Origin of the sequence: Paenibacillus massiliensis subsp. panacisoli DSM 21345, assembly GCF_000426545.1 — a bacterium.
GTDB lineage: Bacteria > Bacillota > Bacilli > Paenibacillales > Paenibacillaceae > Paenibacillus > Paenibacillus panacisoli.
In genome coordinates, this window is sequence record NZ_AUFO01000009.1 from 1 (window position 1) to 16,444 (window position 16,444).

Consider the following 16,444-nt stretch of genomic DNA (forward strand, 5'->3'; position numbering starts at 1 on the left):
TACGCCGTACGCCAACGATTTGAAGCTCTCATAATTCTGGTTGTACCCAAAACGTCCAAGTCAAAGCCGGCCCCCTGAAAAATCTCACTTGGAAACTTACCTTGATTGTATTCTTGAATAAATCGTTCTTTAAACGCATCCGTATATGTAATGGCTTTGGCACTGACATTTTTCACATAGGGATTTGTTCTTAATTGCGTTTGTTCTTGAGTGGAAAATAATTTTTTAGACATTCGATTCGACCACCGCTCGTTTTAATTGATTGACACAAAAAACACCCTACAAGATGACCTTTTTTAAAGTGTCCATCTTATAGGGTACAGTTTAGCGCTCATGGAGCCTGTCCTCGACCTTATTTCTGCGTATGATTTACCCCACTGGAGCAATTTCTACTGAGTTGATCGAATGCATCCTTACCTACGCCTATGGATAATCGGTATGGATGATTGGTATGGATGATTGGTATGGATGATTGGTATGGATGATTGGTATGGATAACAACTAGTATTTACGAGCCGGAAGCCACGTTGCCTTGACGCAACGCCACCCATTCCTCAGTCGTCTTGAGCAACAGCTCGCTGCGGCCAATTGCCTCGCGAACCTGCGGCGTTGCTGTACCCCCATACACATTCCGTGCATTCACGACAGCCTCAGGCTGCAGCACCGCATAGATCCGATCATCGAACAGCTCGGAGAACTGTTGGAACTCCTCCAGCGTCAGATCCAGCAGATACTTGTTGTTCTGAATGCAGTACAGTACCGTCTTGCCGATTACCTCATGCGCCTGACGGAACGGAAGGCCCTTATTCACCAGGAAGTCTGCAATATCAGTCGCATTGGAGAAATCCTGATTCACGGCCTGCCGCATCCGCTGCTTGTTCACCTTCATCGTGGCGATCATTGGAGCGAATAGCTGCAGCGCACCCTCCAGGGTAGCTACCGTATCGAACATGCCTTCCTTATCCTCCTGCATGTCCTTGTTGTACGCAAGCGGCAAGGATTTGAGCACCGTCAACAGCCCCATCAGGTTGCCATATACACGACCTGTCTTGCCGCGCACCAGCTCAGGAACATCCGGGTTCTTCTTTTGCGGCATAATGCTACTGCCTGTGCAGAAGGCATCATCCAGCTCCACGAAGCCGAACTCTGTGCTGCTCCACAGCACCAGCTCTTCGCTGAGACGGGACAAGTGCGCCATAATCAGAGAGGCGCCAGCAAGGAATTCAACGATAAAATCACGATCACTTACGGCATCCAGACTATTCTCATAGACACCATCGAAGCCTAGCTGCTCAGCCACAAAATGCCGATCAATCGGGAAGGTCGTTCCCGCAAGTGCCCCTGCGCCGAGCGGAAGCACATTGATGCGCTTGTAGCTGTCCTTCAGACGATCAATATCACGCTCCAGCATGGAGACATACGCTAGCAAATGATGTGCGAACAGGATTGGCTGTGCGCGTTGCAGGTGAGTGTAGCCTGGTACAATCGTATCCAGATTATCTTTGGCCTGTCCAATCAGAGCTTCCTGTACAGCATGCAGCATACCGACTAGAGATACGACACGGTTGCGCAGGTACAGATGCATATCTGTGGCGACCTGATCATTGCGGCTGCGGCCCGTATGCAGCTTGCCGCCCACGGGTCCAACCTCTTCGATCAGGTTCTTCTCAATGTTCATATGGATATCCTCGTCGGATACCGAGAACTCAATCTCGCCCTTGCGAATACGATGCAGCACCTTGTCCAGGCCCTGCTTGATCGTCTCCACATCCTCCTGTGGAATAATGCCGCATTTGCCCAGCATGGTCACATGCGCCAAGCTGCCTTGAATATCTTCCTCAGCCAATTGCTTATCGAAATTGATAGAGGCTGTGTACTCTTCCACCAGCTTGTTCGTCTGCTTGGTGAATCGGCCTCCCCATAGCTTGCTCATTGGTCAGTCTCCTTTTCTATAATGCGGGCCGCCCTTGTCTCCCGGACAAAGGCGGCCCGCTGAAATGTATGAAATTCAAGTACCTTGATTCAACTAAATGTGAGTATGGAGCCCGCTGCAAACAGGGAGCCCTGCCGACCGCTGTTAAGCAAGCTTAAAGGCGGACGCTACGCTTCTCTAGGGCTTCCCCGCTTTCCGCTAACGACGATGCCCAAGCCCATCCAACCGAATCAGATTAGGTCAAGGTACTATGCTCATTATGCTTACTTATTCTGGTTAACGCCAGAGTTTACCTTCAGACGCAGTGCGTTCAGACGGATGAAGCCTGTAGCATCACCTTGGTCGTAAGCCTGTGTAGGGTCGGCTTCCATCGTAGCGATATCCGGGTTATACAGACTCACAGGGCTCTTCACGCCTGCCCCAATGACATTACCTTTATACAGCTTCACGCGTACCGTACCTGTCACATTCTTCTGGCTCTCCGTGACCAGAGCCTGCAGTGCGAGACGCTCTGGTGCGAACCAGAAGCCGTTGTACACCAACGTAGCGTACTTGGTAATCAGGCTATCACGTAGATTCATGACTTCACGGTCCATGGTGATGGACTCCATCTTGCGGTGAGCTGTGAACAGAATCGTACCGCCAGGCGTCTCATAGACACCGCGGCTCTTCATGCCGACAAAACGATTCTCGACCATATCGACACGACCAATACCGTGCTTACCGCCCAGTTCGTTCAGCTTCTCCATGACCTGAAGCGGGCTAAGACGTTCGCCGTTCAGCGCTACGCAATCCCCCTTCTCGAACTCCAGCTCCAGATATTCGGACTCATCCGGTGCATCTTCAGGAGCATTGCTCAACAGGAACATATCCTTATTTTCAGGAGCGCTCGGATCGAACCACGGGTCCTCCAGTACGCCGCTCTCATAGCTGATATGCAGCAGGTTGCGGTCCATCGAATACGGCTTGGCTGCAGATGCAGTCACCGGAATGCCATGCTTCTCTGCATAGGCGATCATCTCGGCCCGACCCGGGAACTGGTTGCGGAACTCCTCCAGACGCCAAGGCGCAATGACCTTGATATCTGGTGTAAGTGCTGCAGCGTTCAACTCGAAGCGTACTTGGTCATTCCCCTTGCCAGTAGCACCATGTGCGATAGCTGTAGCGCCCTCAGCAATGGCGATGTCGACCATCCGCTTGGCGATCAGCGGACGTGCAATGCTGGTCCCGAGAAGGTATTGCCCCTCATAAAGAGCGCCAGCCTGGAACATAGGGTAGATAAAGTCACTTGCGAACTCATCTCGCAGGTCATCAATATATACCTTGGATGCTCCGGTAGCCAGTGCCTTTTCCTCCAGACCGTCAAGCTCATCCTTCTGGCCAATATCCGCCGTAAAAGCGATGATCTCTGCATCATAAGTTTCTTTCAGCCATTTCAAGATGACGGATGTATCCAGACCGCCTGAATAGGCGAGTACGATTTTTTCCTTAGCCATGAATTAATAAATCCTCCCTGTAAGGTCATGTCATATGCTTAAATAAGTGCTACATGATTAGCTGATCCACACTAGCTCATCAAGGCGACGAGTAGTGCCTTCTGTGCATGGAGACGATTCTCTGCCTCGTCAAAGATCACGGAATTCGGTCCGTCAATTACACCCGCCGAGACTTCCTCTCCGCGATGTGCTGGCAGACAGTGCATGAACAAGTAGTCGGGCTTAGCCAGCTTTACCAGCTCTTCATTGACCTGATAGTCGGCAAACGCCAGCTCACGCTGCTTCTGCTCCTCCTCAAAGCCCATGCTCGCCCATACATCCGTATAGATGACGTCCGCGTCCTTCACAGCGGCTTGAACATCGGTAGTTACTTCCACACGGCTTCCTGTACCTGCAGCGATATCCTGACTTTCCGCTACGACCTGCGCATCAGGTGCATAGCCTTCTGGACTAGCTACCGAGATGTGCATTCCCAGCTTGGCTGCGCCAATCATGAGTGAGTGCGCCATATTGTTGCCATCGCCGATATAAGCGACCTTCAGTCCCTTCAGCTTGCCCTTGTGCTCATAGACCGTCTGGTAATCAGCCAGCACCTGACAAGGATGAGCCAGATCACTGAGTCCGTTAATGACCGGAATCGTCGAATACCGGGCGAGGTCCACCACATTGTGATGTCCAAAGGTACGAATCATGATGCCGTCCAGATAGCGGGACATAACTTGTGCTGTATCACTGATCGTCTCCCCACGCCCCAATTGGATATCGTTCTTGCTCAGGAACAAGGCGTGACCGCCCAACTGATACATACCTACCTCGAAGGATACACGTGTACGGGTAGAGGATTTCTCAAAAATCAATCCCAGAGTCTTGCCCTGCAAAGGCTGATAGACCTCTCCACTCTTGTGCTTCTTCTTAATATCTACCGCAAGCTGAATCAGATATTCAATCTCCTCGGTAGTAAAGTCATTTAATTCTATAAAATCCCGACCTTTGAGGTCAAGCTTCATCTGCTCTGCTGTCTTACTCATGGTTACTCTCCTTTTCCAGTCCCTGAACATGACTGCTAATCAATTGCTCAAGCATATCTACGCAGAGATCAATTTCGGCCTCCGTCACATACAGATTCGGAAGCAACCGGATCACATTCGGTCCTGCCGTCACGAACAGCAGCCCCTTACTTTGCCCAGCCAGTACAATGTCACCTACAGGACCTGCACACTCCATACCGATCAGCAAGCCTTTGCCACGAATCTCCTTCACAAAAGGAACCTCCGCGAAGCGGCTCTCCAGCTTCTCCATGAGATAAGCACCCATGCTCGCCGCACGCTCAGGCAGATTCTCGGACACGATCGTCTCTACCGTTGCATTGACAGCTGCCATAGCCAGTGGTGTGCCCCCAAACGTAGACCCGTGGCTACCTGCGGTGAATGCCTCCTTCAGATACCCTTTGCCCAGCATAGCTCCCACGGAGAAGCCACTGCCGATGCCCTTGGCTACCGTGAAGATATCCGGCTCGATACCATAATGCTCGAACGCAAACAGCTTGCCGGTTCTACCCATTCCGGTCTGAATCTCATCAATGATCAACAGAAGTCCGTGCTCCTTGCAGAGCTTGACGATATGCTGTACGAATTCCGGCTGTACCGGATATACACCGCCCTCGGCCTGAATCATTTCCAGCATAATCGCCGCAGTATGATCTCCGATCGCATTCTCCAACACGTCAACATCATGGAGCGGAACGCTCTTGAAGCCTGCTGGCAGCGGTGTAAAGCCTTCTTTTACCTTATCCTGCCCTGTAGCAGTCAAGGTTGCCAATGTACGGCCATGGAAGGACTGCGTGAAGGTAATCACCTCATAACGGCCAGTTCCCTTCACCTTCTGATGATAGCGGCGAGCCAGCTTGATGGCAGCCTCATTCGCCTCCGCTCCACTATTGCAGAAGAAGACTGCGTCTGCACAGCTATTGGCCGTCAGCAGCGCTGCGGCTTGCTCTTGTCCTGGAATGTGAAACAGATTGGATACATGCCACAGCTCGTCGATCTGCTGCTTCAGCCGCTCTGCGACCACATCAGGAGCATGACCCAGGTTCGTTACAGCAAGGCCGCACATGAAATCGAGATATTTCTTCCCCTGATCATCCCACAGCCAGCTTCCCTTCCCCTTAACCAAAGCAACCGGATATCTGGCATAGGTCGGAAATAACGAACTCTCCTGCTTGCTATTCTTATTACTCAGCGATGGACTAGATACGTCTTGTCCCGACTGTGCGACTGCTGTATGTTCACCCTGACTCATTTTAATCACGCTCCTGTTCATATCATTAGAAATATCCTTTGGCTTATTGCCATTTCCATGCGTTATATGGTCTTCAATTTCAACTACATACGAACGATTCGGGTCCCGATCCCGTCTCCACGTAGTACTCGGCTTAGCACATTCGGCTCACTGCCATCAACGATGACCACTTCCTGCACCTTACCCTGGATGCATGCAATGGCTGCACGAACCTTAGGGATCATCCCTCCATAGATTTCACCCGTAGCAATCATGTCCTCAATCTCCTGGACCGTTACGGATGGTAGCACTCGCTTGTCTCCGTCCACATTCTTCAAAATACCCGGCACATCCGTAACCACGATCATACGGGTTACCCCAAGATGGGAGGCTACTGCGCCCGCAGCCGTATCTGCATTAATATTGTAGCGCTGTCCCTGGGCATCGATTCCTACTGGAGCAATCACCGGCATATAGCCCATGCCGAGCACACCGCTTATAATCTCTACTTTGACATTGGTCACATCACCGACCCAACCGACCTCTGCATGATTATGAACGGGCTTGGCCTGAATCAGCAATCCATCAGAGCCGGACAAGCCCAGCGCTTGACCCCCATGGGTCAAAATCCTGCGTACAATCTGCTTATTAATACTGCCTGCCAGCACCATCTCCACGACATCCAGCACATCCTCAGTCGTTTTGCGAAGTCCCTGCACGAATTCGGTAGGAATGCCAAGCTTGGCGAGGTTCTCAGAGATAGCCGGTCCACCACCATGCACGATCACAGGCTGGACCCCTTGCTGCTGCAAGGATACCAGATCGTCAAAAAAGGAATCTGGCAGGGCTGCCAGGGTGCTGCCTCCGCACTTCATTACAAACTGCTGCTCCATAACAGCCTCCCTCTACTTACATTGCACAATCCTTATATTTCAAAATTCCATCCATCGCTCTATACATGACCACATCAACTGAGAGCGTATCGACGCTCATAGAGCATTCAAGCTGAAACCCGGTACCGCCAAGGTACTTACTACAATTTCACTATTCCAGTGAGTCTACCTTATCGTCGCTTAGTCCACTTAGGACTAAGTTCGGTAAGCTGCATTAATTCGCACATAATCGTACGTCAGATCACAGCCCCACGCCGTCGCACGTCCTTCACCCTGATGCAGATCGACTACGATCCGCACAGTGTCTCCACGGAGATAGGCCAACGCCTCCTCTTCATCAAAGGAAATCGGCCGTGAGCCCTTCAGCACGACGATGTCACCGAGCCGAATGTCTACGGTATGAGGGTTGACAGGCTCACCCGCGCGTCCCACAGCTGCAATAATCCGTCCCCAGTTAGCATCTGCGCCGAATACAGCAGACTTAACAAGGCTGGAGCCGATGACAGTCTTCGCAATGGCACGTGCAGACTGTTCACTTACCGCGCCCGTCACCGATACTTCAACCAGCTTCGTCGCGCCTTCGCCATCACGGGCAATCGCTTGCGCCAGCACTTGGCACACATAAGTGAAAGCATCAGCAAAGCTCTTCCAGTCCGGGTGCTGCTCGCTGAGCTCCTCATGGGCAACCAGACCGCTAGCCATCGCCACCAGCATATCATTCGTGCTGGTGTCCCCATCCACAGTAATCATATTGAAGGTCTGATCGGTCGCCTGCTTCAGCAAGCCATGTAGCGCCTCCTGTTGGATCGTCGCATCACAGGTCATGAACGCCAGCATTGTGGCCATGTTCGGATGAATCATGCCCGAGCCTTTGGCTGCTCCTGCAATATGCACCGTTTGTCCGCCCACCTGAACGGATACACATACTTCCTTTTTGACCAGATCTGTCGTCAGAATGGCTTGAGAGAAAGCCTCTGCGCTTTCTTGATCCGCAGACATCAGCGCCGGAAGTCCTGCAATGCCATGATGCACGGCATCCATGTTCAAGACCTCACCAATGACGCCAGTAGAGGCTACTGCAACATCCTGTTCAGCTACGCCCAGTTCCCTGGCAGCTGCAGCACGCATGGCATAAGCGTCCTCTTCTCCCTGCTGTCCTGTGCAGGCGTTCGCATTTCCACTATTCACGATAATCGCTTGAAGTCTACCGTTAGCCAGACTTTCTCGGGTCACCTGCAGTGGCGCAGCTTGGAAAATATTCGTCGTGTACACAGCTGCTGCCGTAGCTGGCACCTCACAACGAATCGCTCCAATATCATTGCGATCCGTCTTCTTCAAGCCACAATGCATGCCACCAGCCGTGAATCCCTTCGGCGTTACAACCGTACCGCCCTCCACAATCTCAAAACCATGTGCACTCATGCTCATATGTGTATGCCTCGGCCCATTTACGGGTACACTGGTGTCATTTCCAGTCCGAGACTCTCCTTCCATCCCATCATCAGATTCATGTTTTGTATAGCCTGCCCAGCCGCTCCCTTGACGACATTATCAATGACTGAAATAATCGTTAGACGATTCGTACGGGAATCCACCGCAAAGCCGATGTCGCAATAATTCGAGCCGGATACTTCCTTCGTAGAAGGCCAGATGCCTTCATCGCGCACACGCACGAATGGACGATCTTTATAGTAGTTGCGATAGAGCTCAATTAGCTCTGCTTCTGAGTAAGTACCCTGCAACGTGGCATACATCGTTGACATGATACCGCGTGTCATCGGTGCCAGATGTGTCGTAAAGGTTACGGTTACTTGCTCTCCCGCGACGTTGCCCAGTACCTGCTCGATCTCGGGAATATGCTGATGCTTGTTGATTTTGTAGGCTTTAAAATTCTCATTGATCTCCGCATAATGAGTCATCAGGCTTGTTCCGCGTCCTGCCCCGGATACACCAGACTTCGCATCAATGATAATACTGCGATGATCAATCCAGCCCGCTTCTACCGCCGGAATCAAACCAAGCAGCGTAGCTGTCGGGTAGCAGCCAGGGTTCGAGATGAACCGAACATCAACCACCTGGTCGCCATACACCTCGGACAGGCCATACACGGCCTCCTCCAGGTAGGCTTCCGGTGCTGCTGGCTTCTTATACCACTCTTCATAGGTAGCGCCTTCCTTGAGCCTGAAATCTCCAGATAGGTCAATGACCTTCAGTCCGACCTCCAGTAGTTGAGGCACCAGCTCTGTACTAATACCGGAAGGAGTAGCCGTGAATACGAGGTCTGCCTTAGCTGCAATCTCTGCTGGATGCACTCCATCCAGATTCTGTGTCACAATATTCGTTAAATGAGGAAATCCCTCACTGATCGGCTTACCACTACTGGAGGAGGAAATAACCGATACGATCTCTACCTGTGGATGATGCTGTAAAAAACGAATCAGTTCCACCCCGCCGTAGCCGGTGGAACCGACAATTGCCACTTTTACCTTGTTAACCATGCTGCTCCTCCCATCCGAAGCTATCGAGTTGTGTATTATTATACGACTCTACTCATATAAATACAACCATTGCATGTTAAGTTTATGTACGAAAAAAATCCCTTCGCCTCCCGCCTGTAGGCGAATATAGCAAAGGGAATATCGTGCATAGGAAGTGCACTGGTTACGGCAAGTTAGACAGCTTCAACAATGTCAACCATTGAAATCTGCTGCTCCTTGGACAAATCACGGAATTGCTCTCCAACCTTCACGAGAGGTCGGAAGAAATCCAACGGGTTATTCAATACAATAACGGCGGTCTCACCATTGCTTAGACTGACCTGCTTGCCAATCAAATGTGGTAGTAGATGCTGCATCATAACCTGCACAGGCTTCTCGCTAAGCTTGCCAAAGCTCATTTCGTGCACTTTGCGCATCACTGTCAGGAAACCCTCCTTAATCTGACCAGGTCCCGTCAGTCCCATTTCAACGAATACGTCCGCTACCGCTACGATCTGGGCATATGGATGAATCTCATCCTTGGTAAGCGCCTTCGGATAGCCACTACCGTCGCCACGTTCATGATGCTGGAAGGCCACTAATGCAGACGTTTCATCCTGAATAGAGTTAATAATAATCTGATAGCCATAAGCTGTATGACGCTTAAAAGCATCCTGCTCCGCTTCAGTCAGATCCAATGACAAGTTACGCAGAGATGGTGAGATCCGGCTGATGCCGATATCATGAAGATACCCTGCCTTAGTGATCTTATACACTTCCTCTTCGGAGTAACCTAGCCATTTCGCTATGTAGTAGGACAACACTCCCACCTTTAGTGAATGTGCGTATGTATTGGTATGTTCACGCTCCAGCATTAAGAGAAGGGATACTACATCTTTCTGTTCCTCTAAACTATCCAGCAATTCCGACAAGCTGTTATCAATTCTCTCATTCGATATTGTTTTCTTTGTGATCACGTCTAAGAATAAGGACTGATAGCTAGCCACCGTACTATCAATATTCTTTTTCAACTTTTCGGCTGATGCATCAAATGAATCTCCGGTTGATTCATTCTCCGAAATCTTGGGAGATACACTGTTTGTATTCAATATACTGTTTGCATTCCCCAAGGATAGATCTTGTGCCTTCTTGATTGTTGCATTGTTTGAATCCCCGATTGATGCAACATTCGAATTACTGTTCGTTACATTGTTTGCATTTTTGATCTCTGCATCATTTGCATTCTTTGTCAACGCACCATTTAAATCCCCACCTAATACATCATAGGTAGGCTCTGCGGTCATTTCCTTTGCTTCTTTAATATCTTCCTCTTCTATCTCTACATAATCAATGCCATGTTGAAGCAGCAAAGATAGTCCATCACTGTTAATTTCAGCACCTCTTTTTAATAAAGGGACACCATATTTGTTAAATGTATCATCCTTCAATAGATCCCCTTGCTGAAGGTCCCTCACGTGAACTCTCATCCGAATTGCCTCCTCCGAAAAGTAAATGCGAACAGCTTCATATATGGAATACAGAGCCAAGCCGTTAAGATGGCCCAACTCCATATTTAGCTTGTCTGCACCAAGTACTCTTAGTATCGGCTACATTTTAGACGTTTTAGAGAATTTTTTTAGAAAATGGACAAATCGCTACTAAGGACCGAGAATTTTCAATGCCAAAACAATGCATTTAGAACTAGACGCATGAAACAAGCTTCGTAAGAACGAATGGGTCCAAGTATCTAATCGACTTTTTCTTTTGTATCCGCATTCATCGAGACATTACAAGCATTATTAAAAGGAAGCTGAATTCTGTTACGACCCCCCCCTTTCACCGAACTGTTTCTCACATTCAAAAGCTGCTATTTTTCACTTTCCTGAGTGGGCCTCTTACTTAGGCTGACTCACGCTTGAAGCCCTTACCCAGCACCTCGTGCGTATCGCCAATAATGACAAAAGCATCCGGGTCCACCATGCGAACGAGCATCTTCAGCTTGGTAATTTCATTCTGACCGACGACAACCATTAATACCGGTCGCTCCTCCTGCGTGAATCCGCCGCGTCCAGCCAGCTCTGTCAGGCCACGATCCAGATCATTTAAAATAACTTCCGCCATTCGTTCCTTCTCCGTTGATATAATGTACGCCACCTTCGAATAGCTTAGCCCCATCTCGACAGCATCAATTACTTTGCCAGTGACATATAACCCAATGAGCGCGTAGAGTGCATTCTCTGGAGTCAGCAGTATGCCAGCCAGTAGAATGACCGTACCATCCAGCAGTACGACAGACAAAGAGAAGCTGAAGCCCGTATACTTCTGAATGATCTGGGCGAGGATCGTCAGGCCGCCAGTGGAGCCACGTCCGCGGAATACAATACCCAGTCCCAGACCGACACCGATTCCTCCATAGAGGGAGGACAGTAGAATGTTCGTCGTAGGCACAGGCAGATCCTTCGTCAGGTACACGAAGAGCGGTAACAGAATGCTGCCAAGCAAGGAACGAACCCCATACTGCTTGCCGAGCAGTGCAACCCCCGCAATAAATAAGGGAATGTTCAGGGCCCATTGGGTATAGGCTGGTTCAATGCTCAGCAGCTCTTGCACGAGAATAGACAGACCAGATACACCGCCAGAGGCGATCCGGCTAGGGAGCAGGAACATATTAAAAGACAGGGCCGTAATCAGAGAGCCTGTCACAATCAGGATGATATCCAGCAGAGTGCGCCAGGGACCATTCGCGGGAATCACATCGGACAATCGCCTTCTACGTGTAGATGGGGTAGTCCGGGCTGAAGAAGAGCTATTTGAAGGTGCCATGTTGGTTCTCCTTTTCCAAGTTGAAATCTCGAATCATTTAGGTATGTACAGTAAAGCACAAAAAAATTCCTACAGAGTACCCTCTCACCAACTCAGGAGGCGCTCTGCAGGAATTTTATCAGGATTCAGTTTCGGATTTGATCTGGCTACGCAGATAGCCATCAATGAAGGGATCTAGCTCTCCATCCATTACCGCTCCGACGTTACCGGATTCCACACTTGTACGATGATCCTTCACCATGCTATACGGATGGAATACATACGAGCGAATCTGACTGCCCCAAGCGATATCGGATTGTTCCCCCCGAATCTCATCGAGCTCCTTCTTCTGCTCTTCAATCTTGCGTTCGTATAGCTTGGAGCGCAGCATCGTCATCGCTTGTTCCCTGTTCTTGATCTGGGAGCGCTCATTCTGACAGGTCACGACAATGCCTGTAGGGATATGCGTGATTCGTACCGCAGAGTCTGTCGTGTTAATATGCTGACCACCGGCGCCGCTCGCACGGTAGGTATCAATCTTGAGATCCTCGGTCCGCACTTCAATCTCCACATCATCCGCAATTTCCGGTACTACATCACAGGATACAAAGGAGGTGTGGCGACGCCCGGAGGAGTCGAATGGGGATATCCGCACAAGACGATGGACCCCTTTCTCCGCCTTCAGATAACCGTAGGCATTAAAACCTTTTATCAACAGCGTCACGCTCTTGATTCCCGCTTCATCACCAGGCAGGTAATCCAGCGTCTCTACCTTGAACCCGCGCTTGTCAGCCCAACGCGTGTACATTCTCAGTAGCATCTGTCCCCAATCCTGAGACTCCGTGCCCCCCGCACCGGGGTGAAGCTCAAGAATGGCGTTCAACCGATCATAAGGCTGGTTCAGCAGCAGCTGCAGTTCAAAGGCCTCCAGCTTACCAACAAGTGCAGTCACCTGCTCGGCTGTCTCTCCTGCAAGCTCCTCATCGCTCTCTTCATCCGCCAGCTCGGCCATCATGGAAGCATCCTCATATTCCTGATACAGCCTGTTATACTCATCTACAGCCGATTTCACAGCATTCATCTCGGCAATGACAGATTGTGCTTTTTCATTGTCGTCCCAGAAATCCGGAGCGGCCATCTTTTCTTCAAAATTCGCAATCATTTCCTGTTTGAGATCTAAGTCAAAGAGACCCCCTAAGGTTATTTAATTTCTTGCCAATTTCACGCAGATCATGCTTAACACTTGGATCTATCATGTTCATTGCTCCTTTTGCCTCATTAGTTATGCCTCACTTGATGAAAGACCATCATTTCAAAGATAGCTCCCCGGCTAGTGTGTACCGCTGGCCATTTGTAACGCACCAGCCATCATACATACACTCTTCGGGGAGCTTGTTAACCCCATCTACGAACAGACCCGCATGGACCGGGTATCGCTATTCCGACAAATATCGGATTATGCGTTCTGACCGTGACAGTTCTTATACTTTTTACCGCTTCCGCAAGGACAAGCATCATTACGGCCAACTTGCTCACCGACATGAACCGGCTTTTTCTCCGCAGAGTCGCCGCTAGTCGTAATCTTGTTCTCATCGACTACCGCTTGACGCTCCAGATTCGTCTCAATCTGAGCCTTCATGATGTACTTGGAGACTTCCTCCTGGATCGTTGCAATCATCGCATTGAACATTTCGTAGCCTTCAAATTGATACTCACGCAGCGGATCGGTACCGCCGTATGCACGGAGATGGATACCCTGACGAAGCTGATCCATCGCATCAATGTGATCCATCCATTTGCTGTCTACCGAACGCAGCACAATAACCTTCTCGAACTCACGGACCATTTCCTGGCCAATGGATTCTTCACGTGCATTGTATTTATCTGTGACCTTGGTGAAGAGGAAGTCCACAATCTCTTCCTGTTCCTTACCCCACAGCTCATCACGCGATACAGCATTCTCTTCGAGCATATTGTTGTTCACATACTCAGCAACTTGTTCAAGCTCCCAGTTCTCCGGAATATCATCGCTACAATGAGCCTCTACCACACGCTCAATGGTCGGTTTGATCATATCGAATACAATTTGCTTGATATTCTCGGATTCCAGTACTTCTTTACGTTGCTTGTAGATAATCTCACGCTGCTGATTCATGACATCGTCATATTGGAGGACGACTTTACGCATATCGAAGTTGTTGCCTTCCACCCGTTTTTGAGCAGACTCGATCGCACGGCTGATCATCCGACTCTCAATAGGTTGGTCTTCTTCGAAGCCCAGACGCTCCATCATCGCTAGTACATTATCTGCACCAAAGCGTTTCATCAGCTCATCACCCATGGACAGGTAGAACTGCGTTGAGCCTGGGTCACCTTGACGGCCCGCACGTCCACGCAGTTGGTTATCGATCCGGCGAGATTCGTGGCGCTCTGTACCTATAATATGCAGACCGCCAATCTCAGCCACACCTTCACCCAGCATAATGTCCGTACCCCGACCAGCCATGTTGGTGGCAATCGTTACAGCTCCGGCTTGTCCAGCCTTCGTGATGATCTCTGCCTCTTCTGCGTGATACTTGGCGTTCAGGACTTTGTGCTGAATGCCTTTGCGCTTCAGCATTTCGGACAGTAGCTCAGAGTTCTCAATGGAGACCGTACCGACGAGAACTGGTTGTTTTTTCTGGTGACGTTGTTGAATCTCTTCAACTACCGCCTTGAATTTGCCAATAACACTCTTGTAGACTACGTCTGGCATATCCACACGCTGATTCGGACGGTTCGTCGGAATCTGCAGTACCTCCAGACCGTAAATCTTCTTGAACTCCTCTTCCTCTGTCTTCGCTGTACCTGTCATCCCTGCAAGCTTGCGGTACATACGGAAGTAGTTCTGGAACGTGATCGTCGCCAGCGTCATGCTCTCATTCTGAACATGAATGTTTTCCTTCGCTTCAATAGCCTGGTGCAGACCATCACTATAACGCCGGCCCTGCATGAGACGACCTGTGAACTCATCCACGATCATGATCTCATCTTCAGTCACGACGTAATCAACATCACGTCTCATGATGACATTAGCCTTGAGTGCCTGTACGACATGGTGGTTAATCGTTACATTCTTCTGGTCATAGAGATTCTCCAGCCCGAAGAAGTTCTCAGCCTTGGATACACCATTCTCCGTCAACGCCACAGATTTGACCTTGATATCTACAGTGTAATCCTCGTCCACCTTCAGGTTCTTCACAAAGCGATCAGCTGCGAAATACAGCTCTGTCGACTTCTCAGCTGCACCCGAGATAATAAGTGGTGTACGAGCCTCGTCCACGAGAATGGAGTCAACTTCGTCAATAATACAGAAGTGTAATGGGCGTTGAACCATTTGTTCCTTGTACAGAACCATGTTATCACGCAGATAGTCAAAGCCGAATTCATTATTCGTACCATAGGTAATATCGCAGGCATAAGCCTCTTGCTTCGCTTCATGCCTCATACCCGCCAAATTCAGACCCACTGTCATGCCGAGGAACTCATAGATCTGTCCCATCTCGGCACTGTCACGTTGCGCCAAATAGTCATTGACTGTTACTACATGCACGCCTTTGCCAGCCAGCGCGTTCAAATACACCGGCAGCGTCCCTACCAGTGTCTTACCTTCACCTGTCTTCATCTCGGAAATGCGACCTTCATGCAGCGCAATACCGCCCAGCATCTGCACATCATAGTGGCGCTTGCCCAGGACACGCTTGGAAGCCTCTCGAACTGTAGCAAATGCTTCTGGCAAGAGTTCATCCAGATTGGTACCCTGCTCCAGGCGTGAACGGAATTCCTCTGTCTTGCCCTTCAATTGCTCATCTGATAACGCAGCAATATCCGGCTCCAATTTATTGATCATATCCACGGTCTTCATAAGACGCTTCACGTCACGATCATTTGTATCTCCAAAAATCTTCTTAACAATGCCTAGCATGGCTTACCCCTTTCGTGCAACAACAATGGTTAGAAATCAATTTCACAAAAATACAAAAATCAGCTATACATCCATTGACGACAGACAGCCTCACAGCCGCCCAAATGAATGCAGACAGCCATATAACAGCTCACTCTGAGCAAATGTAGGTGTATATCCTTGGGAATCAGCCAGATGCAGACTTAGCAGAAGCTGCTAATCCCCGATGTTCATAAAGGGACCATGGTGAAATTGATTCCTTTTTCGCAAAAAAAGTCTTTGGATAAATTGTAACAGTTTGTAGGAGATGCCGCAACACACACGGCCTGCTACTATTAAAGTTGGTGCTAACTACAACTATTAAAAGTTCATACAATCTACAACCCTCTTCTGGCTGCTACCTAATTTATAGACGAGTCAAGTGTAGCTTTAGTTCCGTACATACTTAATTTGGTATATAAGGGGTTGAATGAGACATCGCTACACCGCTTCACGATAGCTTTAGTAACATCAACTTATCGTTAGCTCGACTTCTGATGTGTAGGAGAAATCACCGGCCATTGCGTCCGCTTACTCGAACAGTCAGATCGCAGCTATCTATATAACAGCATGTAAGGTAAGAA

General features: G+C 49.5%; 12 protein-coding genes. All 12 read right to left on the reverse strand.

All coding sequences use genetic code 11. From position 1 onward, the window contains the following. A partial coding sequence (locus tag K331_RS0106720) for an HTH domain-containing protein (protein ID WP_028589682.1) occupies window positions 1-233 on the reverse strand: 233 nt, incomplete at its 3' end. Between the two features lie 275 nt (window positions 234-508). Continuing rightward, window positions 509-1,933: an argininosuccinate lyase gene (gene argH / locus K331_RS0106725; protein WP_028589683.1), complete on the reverse strand. Its 1,425-nt coding sequence runs from the start codon at window positions 1,931-1,933 to the stop codon at window positions 509-511. A gap of 263 nt (window positions 1,934-2,196) precedes the next feature. Continuing rightward, entirely contained in the window at window positions 2,197-3,429 is a 1,233-nt protein-coding gene (locus tag K331_RS0106730) for an argininosuccinate synthase (RefSeq protein ID WP_028589684.1), read from the reverse strand. A 71-nt stretch (window positions 3,430-3,500) separates the two neighbouring features. Beyond that, window positions 3,501-4,457, reverse strand: a complete 957-nt coding sequence (gene argF, locus K331_RS0106735) for an ornithine carbamoyltransferase (protein ID WP_018887628.1) — start codon at window positions 4,455-4,457, stop codon at window positions 3,501-3,503. Beyond that, window positions 4,450-5,727: an acetylornithine transaminase gene (locus tag K331_RS0106740; RefSeq protein ID WP_028589685.1), complete on the reverse strand. Its 1,278-nt coding sequence runs from the start codon at window positions 5,725-5,727 to the stop codon at window positions 4,450-4,452. The genes argF and K331_RS0106740 overlap by 8 nt, the downstream gene beginning before the upstream one ends. 83 nt (window positions 5,728-5,810) lie before the next feature. Beyond that, a complete protein-coding gene (gene argB / locus K331_RS0106745) occupies window positions 5,811-6,599 on the reverse strand; it encodes an acetylglutamate kinase (protein WP_028589686.1) in 789 nt (262 codons plus the stop codon). 195 nt (window positions 6,600-6,794) lie between these two features. After that, window positions 6,795-8,021: a bifunctional glutamate N-acetyltransferase/amino-acid acetyltransferase ArgJ gene (gene argJ / locus K331_RS0106750; protein ID WP_028589687.1), complete on the reverse strand. Its 1,227-nt coding sequence runs from the start codon at window positions 8,019-8,021 to the stop codon at window positions 6,795-6,797. A 26-nt stretch (window positions 8,022-8,047) separates the two neighbouring features. After that, a complete protein-coding gene (gene argC, locus K331_RS0106755) occupies window positions 8,048-9,097 on the reverse strand; it encodes an N-acetyl-gamma-glutamyl-phosphate reductase (RefSeq protein WP_028589688.1) in 1,050 nt (349 codons plus the stop codon). A gap of 173 nt (window positions 9,098-9,270) precedes the next feature. Further along, a complete protein-coding gene (locus K331_RS29050) occupies window positions 9,271-10,563 on the reverse strand; it encodes an HD-GYP domain-containing protein (RefSeq protein WP_028589689.1) in 1,293 nt (430 codons plus the stop codon). Window positions 10,564-10,975: 412 nt separating this feature from the next. After that, window positions 10,976-11,899 (reverse strand): YitT family protein, encoded by a 924-nt coding sequence (locus K331_RS0106765; protein WP_051289686.1) that lies wholly within the window; start codon window positions 11,897-11,899, stop codon window positions 10,976-10,978. Between the two features lie 118 nt (window positions 11,900-12,017). After that, window positions 12,018-13,134, reverse strand: a protein-coding gene (gene prfB, locus K331_RS0106770; protein ID WP_156897620.1) for a peptide chain release factor 2 whose coding sequence is annotated in 2 segments (ribosomal slippage) — window positions 12,018-13,061 and window positions 13,063-13,134 — 1,116 coding nt in all. Because the reading frame shifts where the segments join, the coding sequence is not laid out codon by codon here. A 200-nt stretch (window positions 13,135-13,334) separates the two neighbouring features. Next, entirely contained in the window at window positions 13,335-15,842 is a 2,508-nt protein-coding gene (gene secA / locus K331_RS0106775; protein ID WP_028589692.1) for a preprotein translocase subunit SecA, read from the reverse strand. Window positions 15,843-16,444: the final 602 nt, after the last annotated feature.